Raw genomic sequence first — 23095 nt, 5'->3', positions numbered from 1 at the left:
TGCGAGCCTGTTCAGAAACGGCGTTCCTGTGCTTAGCACTCAGACCCCCTGAGTGCCAGCAAATCATACGACGATCAGACGCTTTTGTCAAAGCCGCGCCTGCGGGCGCAGTAGGGCGGCCACCCAGGGCCGCCCGTTTGGTTTTTGATCACGGAGATCACATAGAACGCAGAGATGGTGCCGATTTGCGCCCGTGTAAAAGACATGACCCCAACAGGCGTGGGCATTAACGGCAGCCGTTGGGAATATCCAACGGGTACACCAATTCTTCCGTACGATCGTTGTACCAGATCGGAGATACGAAGGCGCTTCCCGCTGTGATCGTCACCCGAATATGCCCACCGCCGCCGGATGTATTGTCAACGAAATCATGATCGCCCGGCGCCAAGTCGAGCAATAGGCGCGCAGGTGTGTCTCCTTGTTTGGGCGGTAAGTCCCATTTGTTCGGAGTATTTGCCTGGTCAATGTGCAGTGGCTCACCAAGGTGATTCTCGATCAACAGGAGGCCCATGCCCGGCTTGGGTTTGTGTAAATAATCGGGGCAGGGCGTCACCACCGCACGTGGGGTAGGTTTCGGGGTCGGCGCGGCCGGCGCAGGCGTATTCGTAGGCTTGGCCGCGGCAGGGGTTGGATTGGATTTGGTCGCTGTCGCCAACGGCGCCGGGGTCGCGGTCGGCGCCGACGTCGCCGTGGCGATCGCCATCTGGGTCGGTGTGGCAGTCGCCAGGTTCGTCGTTTGGCCTTGTTCTGTGCGCGTGCCCGCGGGTGTGACCGTTGCGCCGTCGGCGCTCGTCGCCGTCGTTGCGGTCGGCCCTGGGGCCAGCGTGGCCGTAGCCAGGGCGATCGCGGTCGGCGTCGTCGCGGCGCGGCCGCCGCCCAAGGCCATCGTCAGCGCGACGACCAGCAGCAGCACAACCGCGCCGCCGCCGATGGCAAACCATGCCCACACTGGGAAGCCGCGGGCCGGCCGCGGCCCGGTCTGCGGTCGCGGGACCGACGCGCGGCCGGCCGTGGGCGGGGCTGCGGTACGCGGCGTACTGTCAGGGCGGCGCCCTACGATCACCGTCGGCGGCGCCAGGTTCGTATGCGCGCTGCGCAGCGCGCCTTCGATCTCCTGCTGAAAGGCGACAATGCTGTTGGGGCGGCGCCCCGGCTGCGTCTCCAGCCCGTGCAAGAGCGCAGCTTCCAGCGCCGGGGTGATCGCGGCGTTCATCTGGCGTGGGGGTTTGAGCACGGCATTGGCAATCGCGCGCTGAATGCTGTCAGGCGGCGTCTCGCCGGTGAAGAGCGCGTACAGCGTGGCGGCCAGGGCATAGATATCTGAGCGGTGGTCGGTGTGGGCCGCGCCGTACTGTTCCGGTGGAGAGAAGCCCGGCGTGACGCCAAGCGCGCCCGTCGCGGTGCGCTGCTGCTGCGTTCCCACCTTGCTGAGGCCAAAGTCCACCAGCAGCGCGCGGCCATCCGGCGTGATGCGGATGTTCTGCGGCTTGATATCGCGATGAATGATCGGTGGATTCTGACTGTGCAGGTAGTTGAGCGCCTCACAGATTTGCCCCAGCCACTGCATCACCTCCTCGGGCATCAAGCGGCCGCGGCTGCGCAGCAGCTCGGACAGGTTCATGCCTTCGACGAAATCCATCACCAGGTATTGAGTGCCCTGCGCGGTGATGAAGTGGTCAATGACGCGCGGCAAATTGGGATGGCGCAGGCGAGCCAGCACCTTGGCCTCCTGCTCGAACTGGGCCTGCGCATCGGTCGTGGCCAGGGTGTTCTCTTTTAGGGCCACCCATTGGGCCAGGCGCATGTCCCAGGCCTTGTAGACCGCGCCCATGCCGCCTTGGCCCAGCATACGGTCAAGACGATAGCGATTCTCAACAATGGAACCAGGTTCTAAAGGCATCTTTTGTTCTCCCATCTCACCGGGCTTTCGCCAGGTCATTGCAGCGAGGGGTGCTATGGGTTACTTCTGAATTCGTTCGTAGTTCGTGACCAGTTCCCTTACCGATTTGCGACTGCTCGGCTCGAGCGGCGCCTGGCTGGAGCTGAATGCGCGGCGATGAACGAGGGGGGCTGGTCAGGCGTAGGCGGGTTGTCGGCGAACTGTCCCAGCACAGGCAGTTGTGCAAGAACATCGAGATACCACCACCAGCGCTGAGGCGGCGTGATCGTGGTCTGGCGACGCTGTGAGAGGTCAACAAAGCGCGCGAGTTCGCGACTAAACGCCGCCGCCTGGCTTAGCAAACGCTGATCAGCAGCGGCTAATGCCTGTCTCTCCAGAGTAGTAAGCGTCGGCTGCAGATCGGCGAGCCGGTCACGTAACAACAGCATTTCCACGTGTTCGGCGCCACTGACATCAGGGAACTCAACATCTGTTGCATACTGCACTACTAGATCATTCATGCCATAGCTCCTGCAGGCGGCCGAGGTACGAATACGCCGGATCGGCCAGATAAGTGGTCGGGTCGCGCAGCGGAAAGGCGGTCTCCATCACGCTATCCATTCCGATCATGACCAAAATCACAGCATTATACTCATCCAGGCTGGTCCCGACAGGAAGATGTCCTAATCGGATTCGCTTGGTCAAATGAGAAGCTGCCTTACCAGCCTTCCATCGAATCGGCATCAAGGCTTGACGTACTGCCTCAAGTACGTGAGACACATCAGCATCTCGCATTGCCAGGCTCCGGTTGTTGCAGTCAGTTTACAAATCCTATTCTACCACAATGGTTGGCGCCTGTCGAAACCATGTGGAATTCTGGGGCCTGCGTGCTTCCCACCGGCGGGCAGGTTGTCAACAGCGGCGATGGCAAAAGAAAAAGCGCCGCCCTGGGTTGGCGGCGCCTGACTGGCTCTGTCGGTTGTGCGGGGAGAGGACAGTCGCTAGAATATCCCCAACTCTTCTTTGGCGTCCTCGCTCATCATGCCAGGATTCCAGAACGGCGTCCACACCAGGTCAATGTTGACTTCCTCCAACTCTGGGAAGGCTTGGTGAACATAACGCTGTGCGTCGCCCAAGATCATCGGCCCGGCCGGGCACCCTGGGCTGGTCAGGGTCATCGAAATGGTGGCGGATTTGTCTTCCACGGCAATATCATAAATCAGCCCCAGGTCCACAATGTTCAACATGAGTTCTGGGTCTTTGACGTTGATTTTCAGTACTTCTCGGATTTCTTCAGGCGTTGGCATCTTTTCCAGTTCCTTATCTACAGTTTTTCTGTTTTGTCCTGCGCTAATCCAGCGTTTCCACGAGCACACTGTCTTGTTCAATCTTGACGGCGTACGTGGGAACTGGCTCGAAGGCGGGCATCTTGGTGGCGCGCCCCGTGCGCACATCGAAACGCGCGCCGTGTCGTGGGCATTCGATCTCGCTGCCCAGCAGGTCGCCTTCCACCAGGTTGCCGCCATCATGCGTGCACAGGTCTTCGATGGCGTAGAAAGCGCCGTTGACGTTGAACACGGCCACGGCCACGCCGTCAATCTCGACCAATTTCTTTCCGCCCAGCGGGATGTCAGCCTGGGCGGCCACTTTTACGAACTTTGCCATAGGTGCTTGTCAGCATTCCTCTCTGACTGCTCGATGCGCTGCGTGTTACTCATCCATGTCTTCCAGGCCCCACACGCCCGCCTTCATTACCTTCAGCGGCAAGAGCGCGCACTTTAGGCGCACCGGGCCGATTTCGATGCCGAGCAGGTCAAGGACATTTTCTTTGGTCCACTGCTTCAGGTCATCCAGGGATGCGCCAATAATCTCATCCATCAACATCGAGGCCGAGGCCTGGCTGATGGCGCAGCCCTTGCCGCGGAAAGCGGCATCTACGACCTTGCCGTCGGCGATCTTCAGGTCAATGGTGATATCATCGCCGCAAAACGGGTTGGCATCATGATGGGTGATGTCCGGTTCTTCGATGTGTCCGTAGTGATGCGGGCGCCGATAATGCTCCAGAATTTCGGCCCGGTAAAGTGCGTCCATGCCATGCTCCTACAGTGCGAACATCTCCTTGGCCTTATCCAAGGCGGTCACTAACTGGTCTACCTCAGCAGCCGTGTTATACAGATAGAAGCTGGCTCTGGCGCTGGCGGGCAGGCCATAGCGTTCATGCAGCGGCTGTGCACAATGATGGCCAGCGCGAATGGCAATGCCTTCGCCGTCCAGAATCGCGGCCAGGTCGTGGGGGTGAATGTCGCCCAACGTAAAAGCCACCACGCCGCCGCGGTGCGCCGCGGCCGGGCCAAGCATGTGCAGCCCTTCTACCTGGCTCAACTGCTGCATGGCGTAGGCCACCAACCGGTGTTCATGGGCCTGGATCTGGGACATGCCCAGGTCGCTCAAAAAATCAACCGCCGCGCCCAGCGCAATGGCTTCGGCAATGGCTGGGGTGCCGGCCTCGAACTTCCAGGGCAGCGTGTTCCAGCGCGAGGCGTCCAAATGCACTTCTTTGATCATGTCGCCGCCGCCCATGAAGGGCGGCATGGCGTCCAGCAGATCGCGGCGGCCGTAGAGCACGCCAATGCCGGTCGGCCCGCACATCTTGTGCCCGGAGAAGGCGAGAAAGTCCGCGCCCAGCGCCTGCACATCCACGGGCAGATGCGGCACGCTTTGCGCGGCATCCACCAGCGCGAGCGCGCCCATCGCATGCGCCGCGGCCACCAACTCCGCCGTCGGATTGATCGTGCCCAGGACGTTGGACATCGCGGTGAAGGCAAAGAGCCGGGTGCGCGGCGTCAACAGGGCAGGGAGCAGGTCCAGGCGCAAGAAACCTTCATCATCCACCGGCACGTAGCGCAGCGCGGCGCCTGTGCGCTGACAGGCCAGCTGCCAGGGTACGATGTTCGAATGATGCTCCATCTCCGTGATCAGCACTTCATCGCCCGGCTTGAGGTTGGCGCTGCCCCAACTGTACGCCACCAGGTTGATCGCTTCGGTGGTGTTGCGCGTCCAAATGATTTCTTTGCTGCTGGCCGCGTTGATGAAGCGCGCGACTTTGGCGCGGCTGCTTTCAAACGCCGCGGTCGCTTCTTCGCTCAGCGTGTGCACGCCCCGATGCACATTGGCGTTGCCATGTTCATAGTAGGCTGCCAGCCGGTCAATCACCGCGTGGGGTTTTTGTGAACTGGCTGTGCTATCCAGGTAGATCAACGGCTTGCCATGCACCTGGCGCGTGAGGATGGGAAACTGAGCGCGCACGGCTTCCACATCGTATGGCCGCGTGGCGGCGGCGTTCACCCTGCCACCTCATCTACCGGCACGAATCCATGGCCGCGCGCGTCTGGCAACACAATCCCATACTCCTGCGCCAGGCGCTGGCGTCGCAGTTCAGTCACCGCGTTCTTGACGGTGGTCAGCCCCAACGTTGCACAGCGCAGCCGCGTGGCCGCAATCTCGCGGCCAAGCAGGTCTAGGATGACATCTTGCGGCGTCTCTTCGATGTCGGCGAGAGTCTTGTTTTCGAACATTTCCATCACCATGGAAGTGGCTGCCTGGCTAATGGTGCAGCCCGCGCCCTCAAAGCTCAGCGCGCTGACGTGATCATGCTCATCGGTCTTCAAATAGACGGTGATAATGTCACCGCAGCCAGGGTTGCCGCCCTGCATCACCACATCAGCCGGGTCGGTTGGCCCGTAGTGACGCGGATCTTCGTAATGTTCTAAGATGAAATCTATTTTTGCTTGCCGATCCACGGCATACCTCTTTACTGTAAGAAATCGAACCGCGAACAGCAGTCCGATTTTACTGCGATTGATGAAAAACGGCAAGACTTCCGAAGCCTCGTAGACTTCGGAAGTCTTTTTTGCACTAGCGTTCGATCGGCACGCCGACCAGATTGCCCCATTCCGTCCAACTGCCGTCGTAGTTGCGCACATGGGGATAGCCCAAGAGATAGGTCAAGACGAACCAGGTATGCGATGACCGTTCGCCGATGCGGCAGTAGGCGATGACGTTGTCATCGGCCTTGAGCCGCTGCTCTTCTTCATAGATCGCGCGCAGTTCGTCGGCCGTCTTGAAGGTGGCGTCGGCGTTGGCTGCCCGCGCCCAGGGAATGTTGCGCGCGCCCGGGATATGGCCGCCGCGCAACGCGCCTTCCTGCGGATAGGCCGGCATGTGCAGCAGTTCGCCCGAATACTCGCCCGGCGAACGCACATCTACCAGCGGGCGCTGTTGACGCACGTGCTCAAGCACCTGCTCACGCGTGGCGCGAATCTGGTAGTCGGCCCGTTCCGGCGCTTTGTACGTGGTTGGCGCGTAGCTCGGCGTCTCGCGCACCATCGGTCTGCCCTCGGCTTCCCACTTGGCGCGGCCGCCGTCCATCACCCGCGCGTTCGTGTGGCTGAACAGTTGGAACACCCAGAACGCATAGCAGGCCCACCAATTGTTCTTGTCTCCGTAGAAAACCACGGTGGTGTCGTTGCCAATCCCGTGCCGGGCCATCAGCGCCTCGAACTGTTCGCGTCCCAGGTAGTCACGCGTCAGGGGGTCATTCAAATCACGCTGCCAGTCAATCTGCACCGCGCCGGGAATGTGTTTGATGTCGTACAGCAAAATGTCTTCGTTCGACTCAATCACACGCACGGAGGGATCGTCCAGGTGTTGCGCGACCCATTCGGTGCTGACAAGCACGTCCGGGCGGGCGTAGCCTTTGTCGCTCATAATAGTCTCCAGTCTAGAATTTTTAGATGCCAATGCGCTGACCGATGGCGGCTTCTAGTTTTTCGCGCACGCCTTCCAACGGGATACGCGCCAGCACTTCCTCGAAGAAACCGGCCACGATCATATGCTCCGCCTGCTCTTTGTTGAGGCCGCGGCTCATCAGGTAGAACAGATATTCAGGCTCGACCTGTGACACGGTCACGCCGTGGGTGCAGCGCACATCATCGGCCGAAATTTCCAGGCCTGGCACAGAATCCGCCCGCGCGTGTTTGCTCAAGATCAGGTTCTGATTCTTCTGATAGCCATTGGTTTTCTGCGCATTGGGTTCCACACGAATCATGCCGCGCCAAACCGCGTGCGCCCGGTCACGCAGCGCGCCCTTGTACAACAGGTCGCTGACGGTGTCCGGCGCCACATGACGTTGGTACGTGTCCAGGTCAATATGCTGGCGGCCAGCCGCAAAGAGCACGCCTAGCATCTCGCTCGACGCGCCCGCGCCCATCAGATCGGCCTGCTGGAAGGTCTTGGTCAAGCGGCTGCCCAATTGGCTGGTGACCCAGCGCACGTGCGCATCGCGACCCACCACCGCGCGCTCGCGCGAGAAATTGAAAACCTGGCTGCCCCAACTCTGCAGGCTGATGTAGTTGACACGCGCCGCGGGTTGGGCGATGATTTCGACAATACCGCTGTGAAAGTCCTGGCTGTCTCGCTCTTGCAACGAGACCATTTCTTCCAGGTAAGTGACTTCGGACCCGGCCTCCGCCACGATGATCGTGTGCGAGAAATTGCCGACGCCCGCTTCATCCAGGGCGATCAAGCCCTGCAAGGGGGTGTCAATCGTCACGCCGCGTGGGACATACAGAAACGTGCCGCCGTTCCACAGCGCTGCATGCAGCGCCGCGAATTTGTCATCGTCGGGCAGCGCTACGGCTTCGGACATGAAATACTTCTGCACCAGGTCGGGATGCTGGCGCACCGCGGTGTGCAGGTCGCAGAAGATGACGCCTTTGGCTTCGAGGTCAGGGCGCAGGCTGGAGAAAAGCAGGTCCGCATCGCGGTGTACGACCGCGCCGGCGTTCGTGCTCAACGTCGCCAGTTCCGCTTGAATGGCGGCTGGCAGATCGGTCTGTTTTGCCACGCGCACGTCACGCTCCGGCGCGAACGGCTGCACCGCGTCCAGCTTGAAGCCGGTGAGGCGCGTGCGGCGCCAGGTTTCTTCCATGCCCGTGGGCATTGGAATCTCTTCGAAAAAGCGCCAGGCCAGCAGCCGCCGGTCAAGCATCCAATCCGGCTCGCGTTTGAGCGCGGCCAGCGTCTCCACCGCTTCGCGGCTGATGCTCATTGGAATAGTTAATTCTTTCGTTATTGCCGTCACAGGTTGATTCCTCTTATCGTCTTGTTGCCTTCACCGCTGGCCGCTCGGTCAATGGCTTGCCAATCGCGGAAACCGGGCTTTTGCGCAAAACCCGGTTTTCTTTCAGCCGCCGCGACTGGCCCTGGCTTGCGCAGCCATGGACCGCACCACGTGGTCGTTGGCGCGAGCGCGCTAGCCGATCGAGCCTTCCATCTGCAATTGGATGAGGCGGTTCATTTCGACCGCGTATTCCATCGGCAGTTCTTTGACCATCGGCTCGATGAAGCCCGCCACGATCATGGCCGAAGCTTCGTCTTGGCTCAGCCCGCGGCTCATCAGGTAGAAGAGCTGTTCTTCGCCAATTTTGCTCACCGAGGCCTCGTGGCCCACCTGCACATCGTCTTCGTCAATCTCAATGTAAGGATAGGTGTCCGAACGAGACTCTTCGTCCAACAACAGCGCATCGCACACGACGTTGGACTTGGAACGAACTGCGCCCTTGGCCACCTTCAACAGACCGCGATACGACGCGCGGCCGCCGTTCTTGCTGATGGATTTCGAGATAATACGACTGGTCGTGTCAGGCGCGCCGTGCACCACCTTGCCGCCCGCGTCCTGGTGTTGGCCTTTGCCCGCAAAGGCAATCGAGAGGATTTCGCCATGCGCCCGCGGCCCAACCATGTAGACCGCCGGGTACTTCATCGTCACCTTGGAGCCAAGATTGCCATCAATCCACTCCATGCGCGCATCTTCGTGCGCCATGGCGCGCTTGGTCACCAGGTTGTAGACATTGTTCGACCAGTTTTGGATCGTCGTGTAGCGGCAGCGGCCGCCCTTTTTGACGATAATTTCGACGACCGCGCTGTGCAGGCTGTCGCTGGAGTAGATTGGGGCTGTGCAGCCTTCCACATAGTGCACATTGGCGCCTTCTTCTACGATGATCAGCGTGCGCTCGAACTGGCCCATGTTCTGGGCGTTGATGCGGAAGTAGGCTTGCAGCGGAATGTCCAGCGTGACGCCCTTCGGCACATAGACGTATGAGCCGCCTGACCAGACCGCGCTGTTGAGCGCGGCGAACTTGTTATCAGAAGGCGGAATGATGGTGCCGAAATACTCCCTGAAGATGTCCTCATGCTCACGCAGGGCGCTGTCCGTATCCAAGAAGATAACGCCCAGCTTCTGCCACTCGTCGCGCAGCGAATGGTAAACGACTTCCGATTCATACTGCGCGCCTACGCCAGCCAGGAAATTACGCTCGGCCTCTGGAATACCGAGACGGTCGAACGTGTTCCTGATGTCGGATGGCACATCAGCCCAACTCTTGCCTTGCTTTTCGGAGGGGCGCACGTAGTAGAAAATGTTGTCGAAATCAATCCCGCTCAGATCCGCACCCCAGTTAGGCATCGGTTTGGACAAGAAGATGTCCAGCGACTGATGTCGGAATTGGCGCATCCAGTCTGGCTCATTCTTGAAGTCCGAGATAGTGTCAATTAACGCATGGTTCAGGCCGCGACCGGACTTGAAGGCGTATTTCTCAGGATCGGAGAAACCGTACTGATACTCCTGCTTAACGTCATCGAGTATCGCGCGATCGGATTCAGTTGCCATCGGTAAAACCTCTCTCTGATTAGAATTAGTCGTGATGCGTCAGGTACGCGGCGATATCTTCGCCGAAGCGCTCGCGCACCCAGTCATAGCCACGCGACTCCAGGTCCAAAGCCAGCTCGGGCCCGCCTGAGAGCACAATGCGGCCGTTGAAGAACACATGCACGAATTCCGGTTTGATGTAGTTCAGCAAGCGTTGGTAGTGGGTGATCACCAGCGCGCCCATGTTGGGGCCAATCAGTTTGCTGACGCCTTCGGCGACGGTGCGCAGCGCGTCAATGTCAAGGCCAGAGTCGGTCTCGTCAAGGACGGCAATTTTGGGGCTAAGCATTGCCATCTGCAGAATTTCCACGCGCTTCTTCTCGCCGCCCGAGAAACCATCGTTGAGATAGCGATTGGCGAAAGAAGACTCAATCCCCAACAACGCCATTTTCTCGCGCATGTCCTTGCGGAATTCTTTCATCGGCATCAGTTCTGAGCCGATGGGTTTGGCATGGCCGTTGCCGTTGTTGGCCGCGGCTTCGGCCTTGGCCTTCGCGGTGTGACCACGTACGTTGCTCACGGCGGTGCGCAGGAAATTGGCCAGGCTCACACCTGGAATGGCCGTGGGATACTGAAAAGCGAGGAAAAGCCCAGCCTTGGCGCGTTCGTCAGGCTCCATCTCCAGCACACTCACGCCATCCAGCAAAATGTCTCCCTCGGTGACCACGTAATGCGGATGGCCCATGATGGCATAGGCCAGGGTGCTCTTACCGGAACCATTCGGGCCCATCAGGGCATGCGTCTCGCCCTGACGCACTGTCAAGTTGACACCCTTGAGAATTTCCTTGTCTTTGACGGTTACATGCAAATCTTTGATGACTAATTCGGACGTCATATGTGGCAAAAAAGCCCCTTTCTTTGATTCGTTACGTTTCTTGTTTCGTTCAGTTCGCAATCTGCGTATCAAGTTGAATCGCGGACGACCTGGGCAACACCGTGAATTCGCAGCCGCGGTGGCCGTCCATCATACACTGTGTGAGTTCGACATTCGCCGCCAGCACTTCGGACATCATCGTCTGCTCCATTTGGCAGATCTCACGGTGCTCCTGCGCCAGCTCATGATACGGACAGTTGTACGATTTCAAAATGAAGCCGCTGCTCGTCGAGTGCAGATCGGTCAGGATGCCCTTGTCGTCCAGGGCGGAGGCCAACGACCGCACGCGCTCGCCCAGGCGGCTGCCGCGCAATGGCTGATCATACTTCGTCGCCAGGCGGCTGCCCACGCGATTGAGCAGCACGGCAACCTGCGCGGGGCCGACTTCGGCCAGCAACTCCTCATAGAGCGACATCACCAGTTCGTCGCAGTAGTCAGCGAAGACCTCGCGCGCCTTATCGGTCAGGAGATAGACGTAATGGGGACGCCCCACACCTTCGCGCACCAGACGCGTCGCCACCATACCGTCGGCCATCAAACTGGTCAACTGTTGGCGCACGGCTGTCTTGGTCACGCCGACTCGTTCTTCGATTTCCTTGATACTCAACGGGCCATTCCGCTGCAAAATCTCGACGATATGGCCGGCTGGGCTGTCTTGTAAGGCTCGCAGTAAGGCCATCTATTGGCTCCTTTCGTATGGCGTTGCTCTGCTCACAGCCCGATTGTAACCTCTTTAGACAATTTTGTCAAATCTATCTGTTAAAATTACTAGATTCCATCTAGAACGTTTTTTCTTTTGACCCATCTTCGGGTATAATAGCGGTTGATTGCTGATGAGGAGGACTCACGCACATGGAAATCACCTGGTACGGTCATTCTTGTTTTCGCCTGCGCGAGCGACAGACAACGATCGTGACCGATCCGTATGACAAATCAATCGGTTACACATTGCCGCGTTTGCGCGCCGACGTCGTGACGGTCAGTCACGATGCGCCTGGGCACAACAGTCAACAAGCTATCAAAGGGGAGCCAATGGTTCTGACGGGACCTGGCGAGTATGAGATTGGCGGGATTTTTATCACCGGCGTCTCCACGCTGCACGCGGCCGCCAAGCAGGAGAAGAACGACCAACCGTCGCTGCCCGAGCACAATACGATTTTTGTTTTTGAATTCGACAAACTGACGGTTTGTCACCTGGGCGACCTGGGGCAGATTCCAACGCAGGCCCAGGTGGAAGCCATGCCAAAAGTGGATGTTTTGCTGGTGCCCGTGGGTGGAGGCGCCGCGCTCGACGCCGCGCGCGCGGCCGAAGTCATCAGCCTGCTGGAGCCGAGCATTGTGATCCCGATGCACTACCAGACGCCGCTCTATACCGGAAAACTGGATCCGGTGGAGAAATTCCTCAAGGCCATGGGCCTTCCCGAACCCCCGGTGCAGGAAATGCTCAAGATCACTGCGGCCGACTTACCGGAGGAAACCCAGGTGATCCTCTTGGAGTGCAAGCAAACCTGAGCTGCGACCAACCTATCGGTTGCGACGGCGCAGGCTGGGGACGCGCTTCTGCAGCGGCAGCTTGCTCTGGTAGTCGCTCCAATAGCGGCGCAGAATGGGCTGCAGCGACTGCCAATCGGCGAACAGCGCTTGCAGATCGCGCGCGGTGACGGCGACCGGGCTGAAGCACTCTTGTACATAGAGATCGGTGATGCGGCGAATGGGCGCTGCGCCTTCCGGCAGGGCTTCGATCAGCATACCCGTATGCTCATACGGCGTTTGTGAGACGCGACGGCCCAGCCCGACGCGTGTCGCCCAACGGTCGAGCCGTTCGTAGATGCGCAGCGTCATATCTGGCGGCAGGACAGCCGGCTGGCGCGTGCGTGCACGGCGGGATAGGAGCACGATGGCCGCGGCCATCACGGCTAAGAGCGCGATCCCCACGCCAATCTGACCAGCGATCGGTAGACTGGCAAGCGTCTGCCCAGCCGGCAGGTCGCCGCCTGGCACATCCTCACCCTCGCCAAACTTGTTTTCTTCTGAGCGCAGATCCCGCGCGTCTTTCTGTGCAGCCTCTTCCGCCGCCTTTTCTGCATCGGTGGGCGTGGATGGCTGCGCTGGACGCACGATGCTCGGCTGGGCCGCAGTTGGCTCGAATTCGATCCAACCGTAGTTGGGGAAGTAGACTTCCACCCAGGAATGTGCATTCGCTTCGCGCACCCGGTAAACGCCCGTCTCTGCCTCGTAGTCGCCCTGCGAGTAACCAGCGACGAAACGCGCCGGTATGCCGAGGCTGCGCGCCATCACCGTCATCGCCGAGGCGTAGTAATCGCAGTAGCCTTCTTTTGTCACGAACAGCACGTAGTCAATCGGATCCACGTCAGCCGGCGGCGCCGCGATTTTTTCATTGTATTTGATCTCGGTGCGCAGGAACTGCTCCAGAATCACGGCCTTGTCGTATGGGTTGGCCGCGTTGGCCGTCAGCTCGGCCGCCAGCGCCTTGATGCGCGGCGACAGGTCTTCCGGTAACTGCAAATAACGCTGGCTTACGTAGGCCGGGTAGAGCACGCCGGCCTGGCGCAGTGAACGCTCATCGGCTGTGCTAATGGCTGAAACCACCTGATAGGAACTTCCCTCTTTGAACTGCTGGCGGCTGCGCATACGCGAGATGTCCACGGGCTGCGCCTCGTTTGTCGGCTGACGGCCAGCGCTCGCTGGCTGCCCGCCGGCCTGTTGGTTTGGGATGTAAGTTACATCCGCGCTGCCTGCCACTTCCGCGCCAATCGGCTGCGGCGCGGCAAAGAGGACCGATTCCCCGCGCAGGTAGGTGGTCACGGTCTGCGTGATCACGCGGCGTGCACTGTATGTCGGCGCCGTGATCGGCTCATCCTTGCCGATGGCGATGGCATCCGCATCATTGTTGATCCACTGACGGCCATTGTACGTATCGAAGGTGACGCCGCGCCAGTAGTTGCCATTGGGCGCTTTGATGTCCATCACCACGTTGTTGCCCAGGGTGCGCGGACCGGAAAGCGTCATGCTGCGGCCAAAGGCGCTGGCGAGTGAACTGGGCTGGTAGTTCAGTGAACTAAACAGGCGCCCCCATTCCTGGCGCACCGTTTCCCACGGCCGCTCCAGGGGTCTCATCAGCGGACTTAACTGCCCGCCGGCGGCCGCGGTTGGCGTCACCCACGCCATCAGAATGACCAGCACCGTAAAGATGGCGCCATCGCGCAGAAAATCCACGCCAATGTCACTGGCGTAGCGAATGCCCGTCTCCTGCCATTCCTCCTCCTGGCGCGTCAGATTGGCGCGCACAATCAAGAGGAGCGCGCTGACGAGGAAGATGAGCAGATAGGTGCGCAAATGGCTGGGGCCGTAATAGCCGTTGACCAGCATCGCCAGACCCACGGGAATGACCGCTCGCCATACGCGGCCCTGGCGAAAAATGGCCCACGCTGCCAGGTAGCCAAGCCACCAACTGAGAAAGGCCACCTGTAGTACGAACACCAGGTTGTTGGCAATTGGTTTACCGGACAGCGCGCCCTCTGTCCAGAGGTAGAGCTGATGCCAGATGTACTGCACTTTTTCGAACATGGTCAGGTCGGAGATGATGAGCGACGATGTGAGAACGATGACCCACGCCGTGCCCACAATGAGGGCGTAGAGGCGGCCAAATGCGCCCGGCCAACGCGTCAGCGCCAAGCCAGCGCCGGCCAGGACGCCGCCCAGCGCCGCCCACTGCAAAATAGACAAGCCAGCGGCCCAGCCGGCCGCGGCGACTGCCCAGGCCAGACTGAGAACCATGATGGTCAAAAGCACAAAGGCCACCCATCCCCCGCTGACATGAATTGCCGTTCGTTGGTTCTCGTCCAGGATGGAGGCTTCGGGCGATGGGCGTAAAGTCAAATTTGCTGGTGCTTGCATTTGTGTTCTCTCGTTGCGGTTGACTGGCTTCGCTTCACTCGTCATGGGTGCGGCAAACGGGAATGGGCCTCGCCTGTCCGCCTCAGGAAAAGGCGCAGTTCGCACCTGCTCGCCTCATAGTCTACCGCCAGGCCTTACTAATCGTAAGTACGATGCCCTACGGTCTCGGTCGTCGCGCCGAAAGTCTAATCACTTCTTCATCTTTTTCTCATCTAACCTGCGCGCCACCACGCCCACGCCGCCAGCAGGGTCAGCAGGATGACGCCAGCCGCCGCTCCCAGCACGGTTTCCACGCGATAGTCACGCACGCTCAGGCTGATGTGCAGCGGCTGATCCGGCCGGCCGACCGCAGTCTGCGAAATGGCCGGCTGCTGGGCGCTGTCCATGGTCAGCCGATAGCGCACTTCGCTGGCGTGCGCCAGGGCTTCCCAGGCGGCGGCCTCTTCTTCCCAGAGACTGCGCTGAATGGTCGCCAGGGAAAGCGTCGAGGTGAGGACGTCGTTGCCTGTTGGCTCGGGCGCCAGGGCGCTGATGGCCTGATGGTAGCGCGCGGCTTGTTCTAGCCATACGCGCTGTGCTTGCGGTAAGTCAACCGTTTCGCTGAGCTGGCGCGTGCGCCAGAAAAAGGACTCGGTCTCTTGCATGACCGGTGTGGGCGACGCCAGCAAGGCATGGAGCAACGCCAGGTCCGCGTTGGCGGCGACTTGGGCGGCCAGCTGGTCGCGCCGCGCCTGCCATTCACTATCCGGGCTGAATTCTATGACCATTTGTAAAATCGGCGCAGGGCTGGCGGCAGTGATGCGCGCGGTGACGCCTGATTCTGCGTTGAGTTTGGCAAGGGCGGCATGTGTCATCTCGAACGCGTCCGTCTCAGGCGCGGGGCGCAGCGGCAGTGTCATGGTGATGAACTGGCGCCCGCGTTCCAGCGCCACATCAGCCACCTGGGCGTTGAAGGTGGCGCGCCTGGCGCCGGGCGCGGTCAGCGCCGCTGCGCCCCAAATCTGCTCCACGATGGCGCGCGCCGCGGCCAGGTCGCCATCATGCATCTTCTGCATGGCCTGTTCAAGCGCCACAAACTGGCGCAGGCCAAGCACACGATCGGCAGGCAGTCCGTCCCGCGCCGGTGCGGGCAGTTGGTCGAGCGCGTCCAAATACTGGGCGCACAACGTCCACGCGTCGCCGCGCTGCGCGCGCTCAGCTAACTGAAGATAGAGCGCAGCCAATTCGGCGTCGCGGTCGGCATTGGGAGGGCCTTTGAGTCGCGCCGCGGCCAAGAACTCCGCCGCCAACGCACGATAGGCCGCCTGTTCGTCCTCTGTCGCGGCCCGGTCAGCCTGTTGTTGATAGAGGTCGGCCAAGAGCAGCGCGGTTTCGCTGCGTTCAGGCGCATCCTGCCAGGCGCGATCCAGCGTCGCAATGGCTTGCGGGTAGTAGTGCACGAAGAAGGCTTTCTGCGGCGATTCAATGCGCGCCAGCCGGGCATACAAACGCCCAAGCGCCAGCGCGGCATCTGTCGCTCCAGACGCGGCCGCGTCCTTCTGCGCTTGCCGCAGTTGGCGCCAGACGGGCGTGGTCAGAAAGGCCAGGTCAAGCGGCGCGATCTCTGGGACGTTGTCATAACTCCAGGTGAAGACCGCGTCCGTATTGACATAACCGCTTGGGCGCACAAACAGCAGTTGATCGGCATCTGGCTTGTCTGGGAAGCGCACGGTGAGGCGTGCGCTTCCGATGCTGCCCCACGCGCGCACCGTCTCGTAGCGCAGGCGGCCGGCTGCGCCCTGGCCAAGCGCAACCCGATAGGTCAGCACGGCCTCAAGCCGCGTCTGCCCGGCAAGCGGAGTCGCCCAGCGCCAGCGGAAGTCCCCATCGGCTGTCAACGGCTGGCTTACATCGGCCACCGTCAGCTGCAGAGATTTGAGCGGCGGCGTGCCATCTGCGCGTTGCACCACCGCATCGAGGGTGAGCGTGCGCGTGAGGGGATTCTGAAAGCGCAGCCAGGTGGTAATATCGGCCCAAGCGCCCTGGTCATCCTGCGCGATGACGACATCGACGCGCATCGCATCGAGACGGATGCGGGTGCTAGTGCGCGGGCTAATCGTCACCGTGGCATTGGCCGAGAGAGTGTCTACCGGCGCGGCTGTTTGCGGTCGCCGCGCGGCCATGACATGCGACGGCCACAGCAGGACGATAAGCAGCGCAACGTTCAGCAGACTGCCCACTGCGAGTCGCGCGCGCCGGGCGGCGGCGAGCGTGTTCAGCCGGTGCAAAAAAGGGAACTTGCCTAAAGCCCTGGAATCTGGTATGCTATCATTTATCATGGCACGCTTTCGCTCCCGCACCGATGGCTGGATGAGAGTTTGCTGTGGGTAGACGTTTGATCTACGTTCAGGTAAACGTTGAGAAATCGGCATGGTTCCTGGGTTGATGCGGCTGCCGAGCCAACGTGAGAGATGGGTGAACAAATATGATTAAGCTGCTAATGAGTTGGGATATCAAGATGGGGCGCGAGCAGCCGTATTTTGAGTTCATCGTGCGGGAGTTTGCCCCTGGGCTGATGCGCCTCGGTATTCAACCGACGGAGGCCTGGTATACCATCTACGGCAAAGGGCCGCAAATCCTGACCGGCGGCGTCACCGACGACCTGGATACGATGCAGCATATTCTGAACAGCCAGGATTGGCAGCGTCTGCACAGCAAATTGCTCAACTATGTGACCAACTATCAGCAGAAGGTCGTCGAAGCCAGTGGGCGCTTTCAACTGTAAAGCGGTTGTCGCCGCCCTGAATACGTACTACAAGCCCCATGGCCGACGCCATGGGGCTTGTAATTCGGTGCTAGTTTTAATGGAAAGCGTGCGCCAACGCGCACAAACAACTCAACCAGGAGCCGGCTGCGGCGCTGGAGTCGAGGGCGCTGGGCCGCTGTCCGGCTTTGAATGAGTGGCCTGGCTTGCGTCGCTCTTGGCGTCAGCGGCGGCTTCTTTGCTGGTCTCTTTGGCGGCGTCGTTTTTTGCTGTTGATGGGCCGGTGCTGCTCTTGCCCCGATTATCTGTGACATAAAAGCCTGAGCCTTTGAAGATGATGCCTACCGGTTGAATGACCCGAAACAGCGCATCTTCGCCACATTCGGGGCACAGCGTTAGCGCAGCATCAACCATGCGCTGCTGACGCTCGAAGCGAATTCCGCAGTTGCGACATTCGTACTCATACAGTGGCATAGACTACTCCGCATCTTCATTCCAGTATTTATGTTTGGCTATCATCATGTACCAATAGGTCACAAACGGGCGTCATTATACACGAAGCTCAACCCTTTGACAAATGCCCCGCTAAATTGGTCTTGGCCCTGACAGGATTTGTCAGCAAGCGGGTCGTCTCCTTCATCGAGCATGAACGTCTTGCCGTACAGGAGTTGGGTGGTTGTTGGGTGGTTGTTGGGTGGTTAATGAACGCGCCCGTATTGCAGCCCAATGGATCACAGTATTGCACGATGGCCGTTCACCCCGACGCCATCAAGAAAGGTTTGATCATGCGCACACAATTTGGATTGCCCATGCGCCGACTGCCGGTCAAGCGCGACCAGCGGGCCAGAACGATCATTGCCAGGTTTGCTTCCAGCTTGGGCGTCACAGGCGTGTTAGCGGCCAGCCTACTCCTTGTGTTTCTCTTTCGCCCGACTGCGGCTGCCTTGTCGCCCGCCAACGCGCCCACGACGACCTTGCCTGCGGCCGACGCCGGCGGCAACTCCTTGCAGATGACGACCGGGGCCACGGGGCTGATTCTCGATCTCAGCACGAACGCCTACCAGATGGCGCCGGTGACGCTCGATGGCGCCGACTTTCTGCGCCTCACCGCCCCGGATACCACGCCGATGGGCGACCCTGGAGCGCCGGAGATTCCGGTGCGCCGCGTCCTGTTGGCGGCGCTGGCTGGAGCGACCATCCAGGTCACGGTCCTGCGTTCAGATGAGGAGACTGTCGGGCTGAATGGCTTGCTGGCGCCGGTTCCCCATACGTCGGCGCGCCCAGCGCTGCCGCCGTCCGACGAGAGTTTCACCGGCCGGCCAGCCGGCCTCGATGACTCGTACGTGCTCGACGATCAGGTTGCGCAGCGCAATGCCTGGCTGCCGGATGGTCTTGTCAGTGTGGACAGCGACGGTTACCTGCGTGACCAACGCGTCGTCAGTGTGTCGCTGCACCCATTCCAGGTCAATCTTGCACAGCGCACGCTGCGCATCGTACGTCATCTGCAGGTTCGAGTAGACTTCATTGGACAGCCGGTCATGGCGACCGACGCCGCTTCGGTATCGCCCTACGAGTCTATCTTGCGCAGCCAGGTGTTGAACTATGAGCAAGGCAAGGCCTGGCGCCTGTCGCCGGCTCAGATTCCGCTGGACGCCCGGCCTGCCGCGGCCAACATCAGCCGCCCGGCGGACACAGGCGAGCGCTGGCGTATCGAAGTGGACCATGACGGCCTGGTTGCGCTCGATTATGATACGCTGCGCGATGCGGGCATGCCTGTAGACGCAACCGACCCGCGGCGTTTTCGTTTGTGGCGTGATCAGCAGGAAGTGGCGATCCTGGTCGAAGGCGAGAGCGACGGCCGATTCGACGCCACCGATCGCATCCTTTTCTACGGCGAACAAATGCGGTCGCACTATACCGATGTCAATGTGTATTGGCTGACGCGAGGGTCTGCGCCAGGCCTGCGCATGACGACGCGCGCCGCGGCGCCGCAGGCCGGCGCGCCGACATCGTCGTTTCGGCAAATGCTGCGCTTTCGCGAATCGCATTTTTACCTGAGTGATCTGCCGCGTGAAGAAGGCGCGGATCATTGGTACTGGACAAGCTGGTCAACCGGACGGCGCGGCGAAGTGCCCACGCACACCATCACGGTCACGCTGCCTGGATTGCTCCCCGATGTCAGCGGCGTGCTGACCGCCACCCTGCGTCCGGTGTTGTATGGTCAAAGCAGCGACTATTTCATCAACCCCGACCATCATCTGCGCTTTTTGGTCAACGGCGTCGTCATTGGACATGCCTATTTTGATGGCATGAGTCCCTTCGATCAAACCTACGTCTTCAATCAAAGCCTGCTGCAGACAGGCAACAACGTATTTCAACTAAATTCCGTCACCGATACTGGACTGGCGCAGGAGTCGGGCTATGTTCAATGGTACGAGGTTAGCTACTGGCAGGCTGGCAACGCCCTCGATGATCAGTTCATGTTTTCTGGCGCGCAGCCCCTCTACCAGGTGCGCGGATTCAGCGGCAGCAACCTGATCCTGCTCGATCTGAGCAACCCGCTTGCGCCAGTGCGCTTGACGGACTATGCGTTGGATCCGGTTGGGAATACGGCCGATCTGCGCTTCAGCGACGGTGGACGGTCGGCGCGCTACCTTGCGATCAACCGCCTACTGGCTGCGGCCCCGCGCTCGGTCAGCGCGGATGCGCCGTCCAGCCTTGCCTCCACGAGCAACCAGGCAGACCTGATTGTGATCAGCCACGCGAACTTCTTGGATGCGCTGACGCCCCTGGTCAACTTGCGCCAGAGCCAGGGTTTGCGGGTTGCGCTCGTCAATGTGCAGGATGTCTATGACGAGTTTAGCGGCGGCGTGTTCGATGCCGAGGCCCTCCACGACTTCCTCGCTTACGCCTTCTACCATTGGCAATCGCCAGCGCCGCGTTTTGTTCTGCTTGTGGGGGATGGTCATTACGATTTCAAGAATTTCTATGGCGGCAATGTGCCCAACTTCATTCCCCCTTATCTGAAAATGGTTGATCCTTATGTGGGTGAAACCGCCACGGATAACCGGCTGGTCACAGTTGTCGGCGATGACGCCCTCCCGGACATGGCGATCGGACGCCTGCCTGTGAATACCTATGACGAGATCAATGCCATGGTGGGCAAGATCGTGGCGTATGAAACGATGCCGATCAACGGCGACTGGACCATGCGCCATCTTTTTATCTCTGACAATCCCGATAGTGCGGGCAATTTCTGGGAACTTTCCAATGCGGTGGCCGATGTGCTGGTGCGCCCCCCCTACGTGGTGAACAAGATCTATTACGGGCAGCCGCCCTACACCTCGCCTTTGCCGACGCGCCAGGCAATCGTCAATGCTTATAACCAAGGCGCGCTCATCATCAGCTACGTTGGACATTCATCCATTCCCTGGTGGGCGGCTGAGATTCTTTTCAGCACGACCCAGGTGCCTTTGTTGAACAACGCTGAACGCACGCCGATCATGCTCCCCATGACCTGCTATGACGGCTATTATCAAGATCCGCGCTTCCCTTCCTTGGGCGAGGCCGTGGTGCGCGTCAACGGACGCGGCGCGGTGGCGAGCTGGTCGCCCACTGGGTTAGGCGTGGCGCACGGACATGATTACCTCGAACGCGGTTTCTACACCTCGGTCTTCATCAATGGCAACCCGAACCTGGGCGACGCCACCACGGCCGGCAAGGTGAACCTTTATGGGGGCGATCCTCGTTTTCTCGATTTGCTTGATACATTCCTCTTGTTTGGCGACCCGGCGATGAATGTGGCTTTGATTGACACCGATTTGCAGGTGAGCGATCAGGTGCTGCCTGCCTCACCGCTGGTGCAAGGCAGCATGGTGACCTACACCATGCAGTTCACCAATGCAGGGCCAGCCGCTGCCCCCAACACGTATTTGCATCTCGATCTGCCGAGTCGCCTGGAAAATGTGGCGATTCAAGCGTCGGTTCCCATCACCCCAGACCCCAACACGCCCCATCGGTGGCAGCTTGGCACGCTGGCGCCTGGCGCGTCCGGCTCGATCCAGGTCAGCGCACGGCTCAGCCTGGCGGTGACGCCAAACGATCTGCCGCTGACCTTCGGAGGCCGTCTGCAAACCAGTTGGCGCGAGCGTTCACAGACCAATAACGGCCAATCCTACATCCTTCCCGTGGCGCCAGCCGACTTGGCCGTCAGCCTGGCGGCCGCGCCGACAGGCATGATCGTACCAGGCGACCGCGTGACCTTTACGATCAGCTACGGCAATCAGGGCCCTGGCCTGGCGGTTCAGGGCCTCCTCACTTTCCCGCTGCCGAGCGGCTTGTTGGCGCCCACGGTCACGTTTGTCGGTCCGGCGCTGACGCCGGCGCCTGGTTCGCCATTTGCCTGGCGCTTGCCGGACTTGCCCATGAACAGCGGCGGGCAGGTCATCATCAGCGCGGTTGTTGACCCGAATTTGACGGTGAGCCAGAGCCTCCTTGCCGGCGCTGCCAGCCTGAGCACCACCTGGTTGGACAGCAATCCTGCCAATAACCGCGCCAGCGCCGCACTGCTGGTGAACGTCATAGATGCGTATGAGCCAGATGGAACCATGCAGCAGGCCAGCGTGCTGTTAGCGCCAGGTGTGCAGTTGAACCACACCTGCCATCGCGCAGGGGATGCCGATTGGATTCGGTTCAACGCCGCGTCTGGCATCACTTACTATTTGCGAACCTATAATCTCTCCGAAAATGGAGACACCATCATGGGTTTGTACGATAGCCTGGGAAACGAACTGGCGAAGAATGATGACTTCTTGCCAGAAAGCCGTTGGTCTGGCATTGATTGGACAGCAACAACAACTGGGAAATACTTCATCCGAATCACGGGGCGGGGAGAGCCCTGGTGCGGCTTTCGCTATGACGTCCGAGTGACCACGTCGCTTGTCACCTTTTTGCCATCCATGGGCCGTTTGACGCCAGGAATGGCACCTGTAAGCCAACAGTAAGGTCATTTCGCTTGACGAGACATGTTGACAAGTTATACTTTCTCATGCATGAATAGTGCGATCATGCGTACACTTGGTATCTATGACATCCGCCTTTGCTGCGCGCGTTCGTTTGGAGCGCCAGGCGCTGATTCACGCAGAATGGGCAAGCGGACGCGCAGTGCGCCTTTTTCCTTCATGTGGAAAAGGGAAGTCCATCCCCGCTTGCAGTGTAGGTTGAACATGTCACACCACGCGTTGCGCACGACTCTGCAGTCCCTCTCAGTTATCGGCCCAGCTCATGCTCGGACAGATGTTGCATCGCACGGTCTACGGAGAGGGAGTAATGGTGTGAACAATCGCGTTCTAATCATTCAAACTGAACCACCATTATCGTCCGATTTGCTCTCTCAAGCGTATCGCGAACATGGGTATCACGTGGAGATCGCGACTGCGAGTCACTCACGCGAACGCATTTTGCAAGTGGCTTCTCAGAGCGAGATCACAGTGGTTGAGCTGCGCAGCGATGATGCGCAAATGTTTGCGCTGTGTGAATGGCTGCGCCAGCATTGGAGGGGGCCATTACTAATTCTAACGTCTGCTTTTGCCAGCGCCGATGTCGTTCGTGTATACCAGATGGGCGCCGATGGCCTTCATCCGTATCCATGGAGCATGCGCGTGGTCATGGCGCGGACTGAGGCTCTTCTGCGCCGTTCTCAGGGGAGGTTATGCAGCCATTAAGAAACGATAGGGTAGTTTGTCCTCCCCCAGTTGTTTTCGATCAAGAGTAAGATATTCAAAGAATGAAGGAATGAATGGTTTGCGGCCCGCACGCAAACACATTGGTAACAGGAGGAATGATGATGCATCTCGTGATGGCTTTAGCCAGTCGCCGGGCGCCAGATAGCCCGGCAAAATTGGTGGTACGGAC

Annotated in this window: 20 protein-coding genes; 4 read left to right on the top strand and 16 right to left on the bottom strand. The window is 60.0% G+C overall.

Annotated elements, in window-relative coordinates:
• Window positions 1-226 precede the first annotated feature (226 nt).
• The 13 genes from ACPQ6D_RS08805 to ACPQ6D_RS08745 form a co-directional block, all read right to left on the bottom strand.
• Entirely contained in the window at window positions 227-1900 is a 1674-nt protein-coding gene (locus ACPQ6D_RS08805) for a serine/threonine protein kinase (protein WP_423223946.1), read from the bottom strand.
• Window positions 1901-1998: 98 nt separating this feature from the next.
• Complete coding sequence (locus tag ACPQ6D_RS08800) at window positions 1999-2400, bottom strand: hypothetical protein (RefSeq protein WP_423223945.1); 402 nt, start codon at window positions 2398-2400, stop codon at window positions 1999-2001.
• Window positions 2393-2674 carry a hypothetical protein gene (locus ACPQ6D_RS08795; protein ID WP_423223944.1) on the bottom strand — a complete coding sequence of 94 codons (282 nt, stop codon included), beginning with the start codon at window positions 2672-2674 and terminating at the stop codon, window positions 2393-2395. The genes ACPQ6D_RS08800 and ACPQ6D_RS08795 overlap by 8 nt, the downstream gene beginning before the upstream one ends.
• Before the next feature lie 206 nt (window positions 2675-2880).
• The gene (locus tag ACPQ6D_RS08790) at window positions 2881-3186 is read right to left on the bottom strand and encodes a metal-sulfur cluster assembly factor (protein WP_423223943.1); all 306 of its coding nucleotides are present in this window, start codon (window positions 3184-3186) and stop codon (window positions 2881-2883) included.
• Window positions 3187-3229: 43 nt separating this feature from the next.
• Window positions 3230-3544: a non-heme iron oxygenase ferredoxin subunit gene (locus ACPQ6D_RS08785; RefSeq protein WP_423223942.1), complete on the bottom strand. Its 315-nt coding sequence runs from the start codon at window positions 3542-3544 to the stop codon at window positions 3230-3232.
• A 45-nt stretch (window positions 3545-3589) separates the two neighbouring features.
• The gene (gene sufU / locus ACPQ6D_RS08780) at window positions 3590-3970 is read right to left on the bottom strand and encodes a Fe-S cluster assembly sulfur transfer protein SufU (RefSeq protein WP_423223941.1); all 381 of its coding nucleotides are present in this window, start codon (window positions 3968-3970) and stop codon (window positions 3590-3592) included.
• Window positions 3971-3979: 9 nt separating this feature from the next.
• The gene (locus ACPQ6D_RS08775) at window positions 3980-5224 is read right to left on the bottom strand and encodes a cysteine desulfurase (RefSeq protein WP_423223940.1); all 1245 of its coding nucleotides are present in this window, start codon (window positions 5222-5224) and stop codon (window positions 3980-3982) included.
• Window positions 5221-5679: an iron-sulfur cluster assembly scaffold protein gene (locus ACPQ6D_RS08770; RefSeq protein ID WP_423223939.1), complete on the bottom strand. Its 459-nt coding sequence runs from the start codon at window positions 5677-5679 to the stop codon at window positions 5221-5223. The genes ACPQ6D_RS08775 and ACPQ6D_RS08770 overlap by 4 nt, the downstream gene beginning before the upstream one ends.
• A 115-nt stretch (window positions 5680-5794) precedes the next feature.
• On the bottom strand, window positions 5795-6646 hold the full coding sequence (locus ACPQ6D_RS08765; RefSeq protein WP_423223938.1) for a sulfurtransferase: 852 nt from the start codon (window positions 6644-6646) through the stop codon (window positions 5795-5797).
• A 22-nt stretch (window positions 6647-6668) separates the two neighbouring features.
• Complete coding sequence (sufB, locus tag ACPQ6D_RS08760) at window positions 6669-8021, bottom strand: Fe-S cluster assembly protein SufB (RefSeq protein ID WP_423223937.1); 1353 nt, start codon at window positions 8019-8021, stop codon at window positions 6669-6671.
• A gap of 171 nt (window positions 8022-8192) precedes the next feature.
• A complete protein-coding gene (gene sufB / locus ACPQ6D_RS08755) occupies window positions 8193-9608 on the bottom strand; it encodes a Fe-S cluster assembly protein SufB (RefSeq protein WP_423223936.1) in 1416 nt (471 codons plus the stop codon).
• A 25-nt stretch (window positions 9609-9633) separates the two neighbouring features.
• A complete protein-coding gene (sufC, locus tag ACPQ6D_RS08750; RefSeq protein ID WP_423223935.1) occupies window positions 9634-10482 on the bottom strand; it encodes a Fe-S cluster assembly ATPase SufC in 849 nt (282 codons plus the stop codon).
• A gap of 49 nt (window positions 10483-10531) precedes the next feature.
• Entirely contained in the window at window positions 10532-11200 is a 669-nt protein-coding gene (locus tag ACPQ6D_RS08745) for a helix-turn-helix transcriptional regulator (protein WP_423223934.1), read from the bottom strand.
• A gap of 173 nt (window positions 11201-11373) precedes the next feature.
• Between ACPQ6D_RS08745 and ACPQ6D_RS08740 the strand changes: the two genes are divergently transcribed.
• Complete coding sequence (locus tag ACPQ6D_RS08740) at window positions 11374-12033, top strand: MBL fold metallo-hydrolase (RefSeq protein ID WP_423223933.1); 660 nt, start codon at window positions 11374-11376, stop codon at window positions 12031-12033.
• A gap of 12 nt (window positions 12034-12045) precedes the next feature.
• On the opposite strand, the gene ACPQ6D_RS08735 is transcribed toward ACPQ6D_RS08740, so the two are convergent.
• Together ACPQ6D_RS08735 and ACPQ6D_RS08730 are read right to left on the bottom strand one after the other, a co-directional pair.
• Window positions 12046-14439 (bottom strand): transglutaminaseTgpA domain-containing protein, encoded by a 2394-nt coding sequence (locus ACPQ6D_RS08735; RefSeq protein WP_423223932.1) that lies wholly within the window; start codon window positions 14437-14439, stop codon window positions 12046-12048.
• A 212-nt stretch (window positions 14440-14651) separates the two neighbouring features.
• On the bottom strand, window positions 14652-16757 hold the full coding sequence (locus tag ACPQ6D_RS08730; protein ID WP_423223931.1) for a hypothetical protein: 2106 nt from the start codon (window positions 16755-16757) through the stop codon (window positions 14652-14654).
• Window positions 16758-16903: 146 nt separating this feature from the next.
• Between ACPQ6D_RS08730 and ACPQ6D_RS08725 the strand changes: the two genes are divergently transcribed.
• The gene (locus ACPQ6D_RS08725; RefSeq protein WP_423223930.1) at window positions 16904-17203 is read left to right on the top strand and encodes a hypothetical protein; all 300 of its coding nucleotides are present in this window, start codon (window positions 16904-16906) and stop codon (window positions 17201-17203) included.
• Between the two features lie 111 nt (window positions 17204-17314).
• On the opposite strand, the gene ACPQ6D_RS08720 is transcribed toward ACPQ6D_RS08725, so the two are convergent.
• Window positions 17315-17656, bottom strand: a complete 342-nt coding sequence (locus ACPQ6D_RS08720) for an FmdB family zinc ribbon protein (RefSeq protein ID WP_423223929.1) — start codon at window positions 17654-17656, stop codon at window positions 17315-17317.
• 311 nt (window positions 17657-17967) lie between these two features.
• Here ACPQ6D_RS08720 and ACPQ6D_RS08715 point away from each other — a divergent pair, with 311 nt between their 5' ends.
• The gene (locus ACPQ6D_RS08715; protein WP_423223928.1) at window positions 17968-22185 is read left to right on the top strand and encodes a C25 family cysteine peptidase; all 4218 of its coding nucleotides are present in this window, start codon (window positions 17968-17970) and stop codon (window positions 22183-22185) included.
• A gap of 330 nt (window positions 22186-22515) precedes the next feature.
• Window positions 22516-22905 (top strand): response regulator transcription factor, encoded by a 390-nt coding sequence (locus ACPQ6D_RS08710; protein ID WP_423223927.1) that lies wholly within the window; start codon window positions 22516-22518, stop codon window positions 22903-22905.
• The last annotated feature ends 190 nt before the right edge of the window (window positions 22906-23095 follow it).

The sequence above is a fragment of the Candidatus Amarolinea aalborgensis genome (assembly GCF_900491745.1).
GTDB classification, from domain to species: Bacteria; Chloroflexota; Anaerolineae; order SSC4; family Amarolineaceae; genus Amarolinea; species Amarolinea aalborgensis.
Note: the sequence above shows the minus strand (reverse complement) of the source record. Positions and strands in the feature narration are given on the sequence as shown.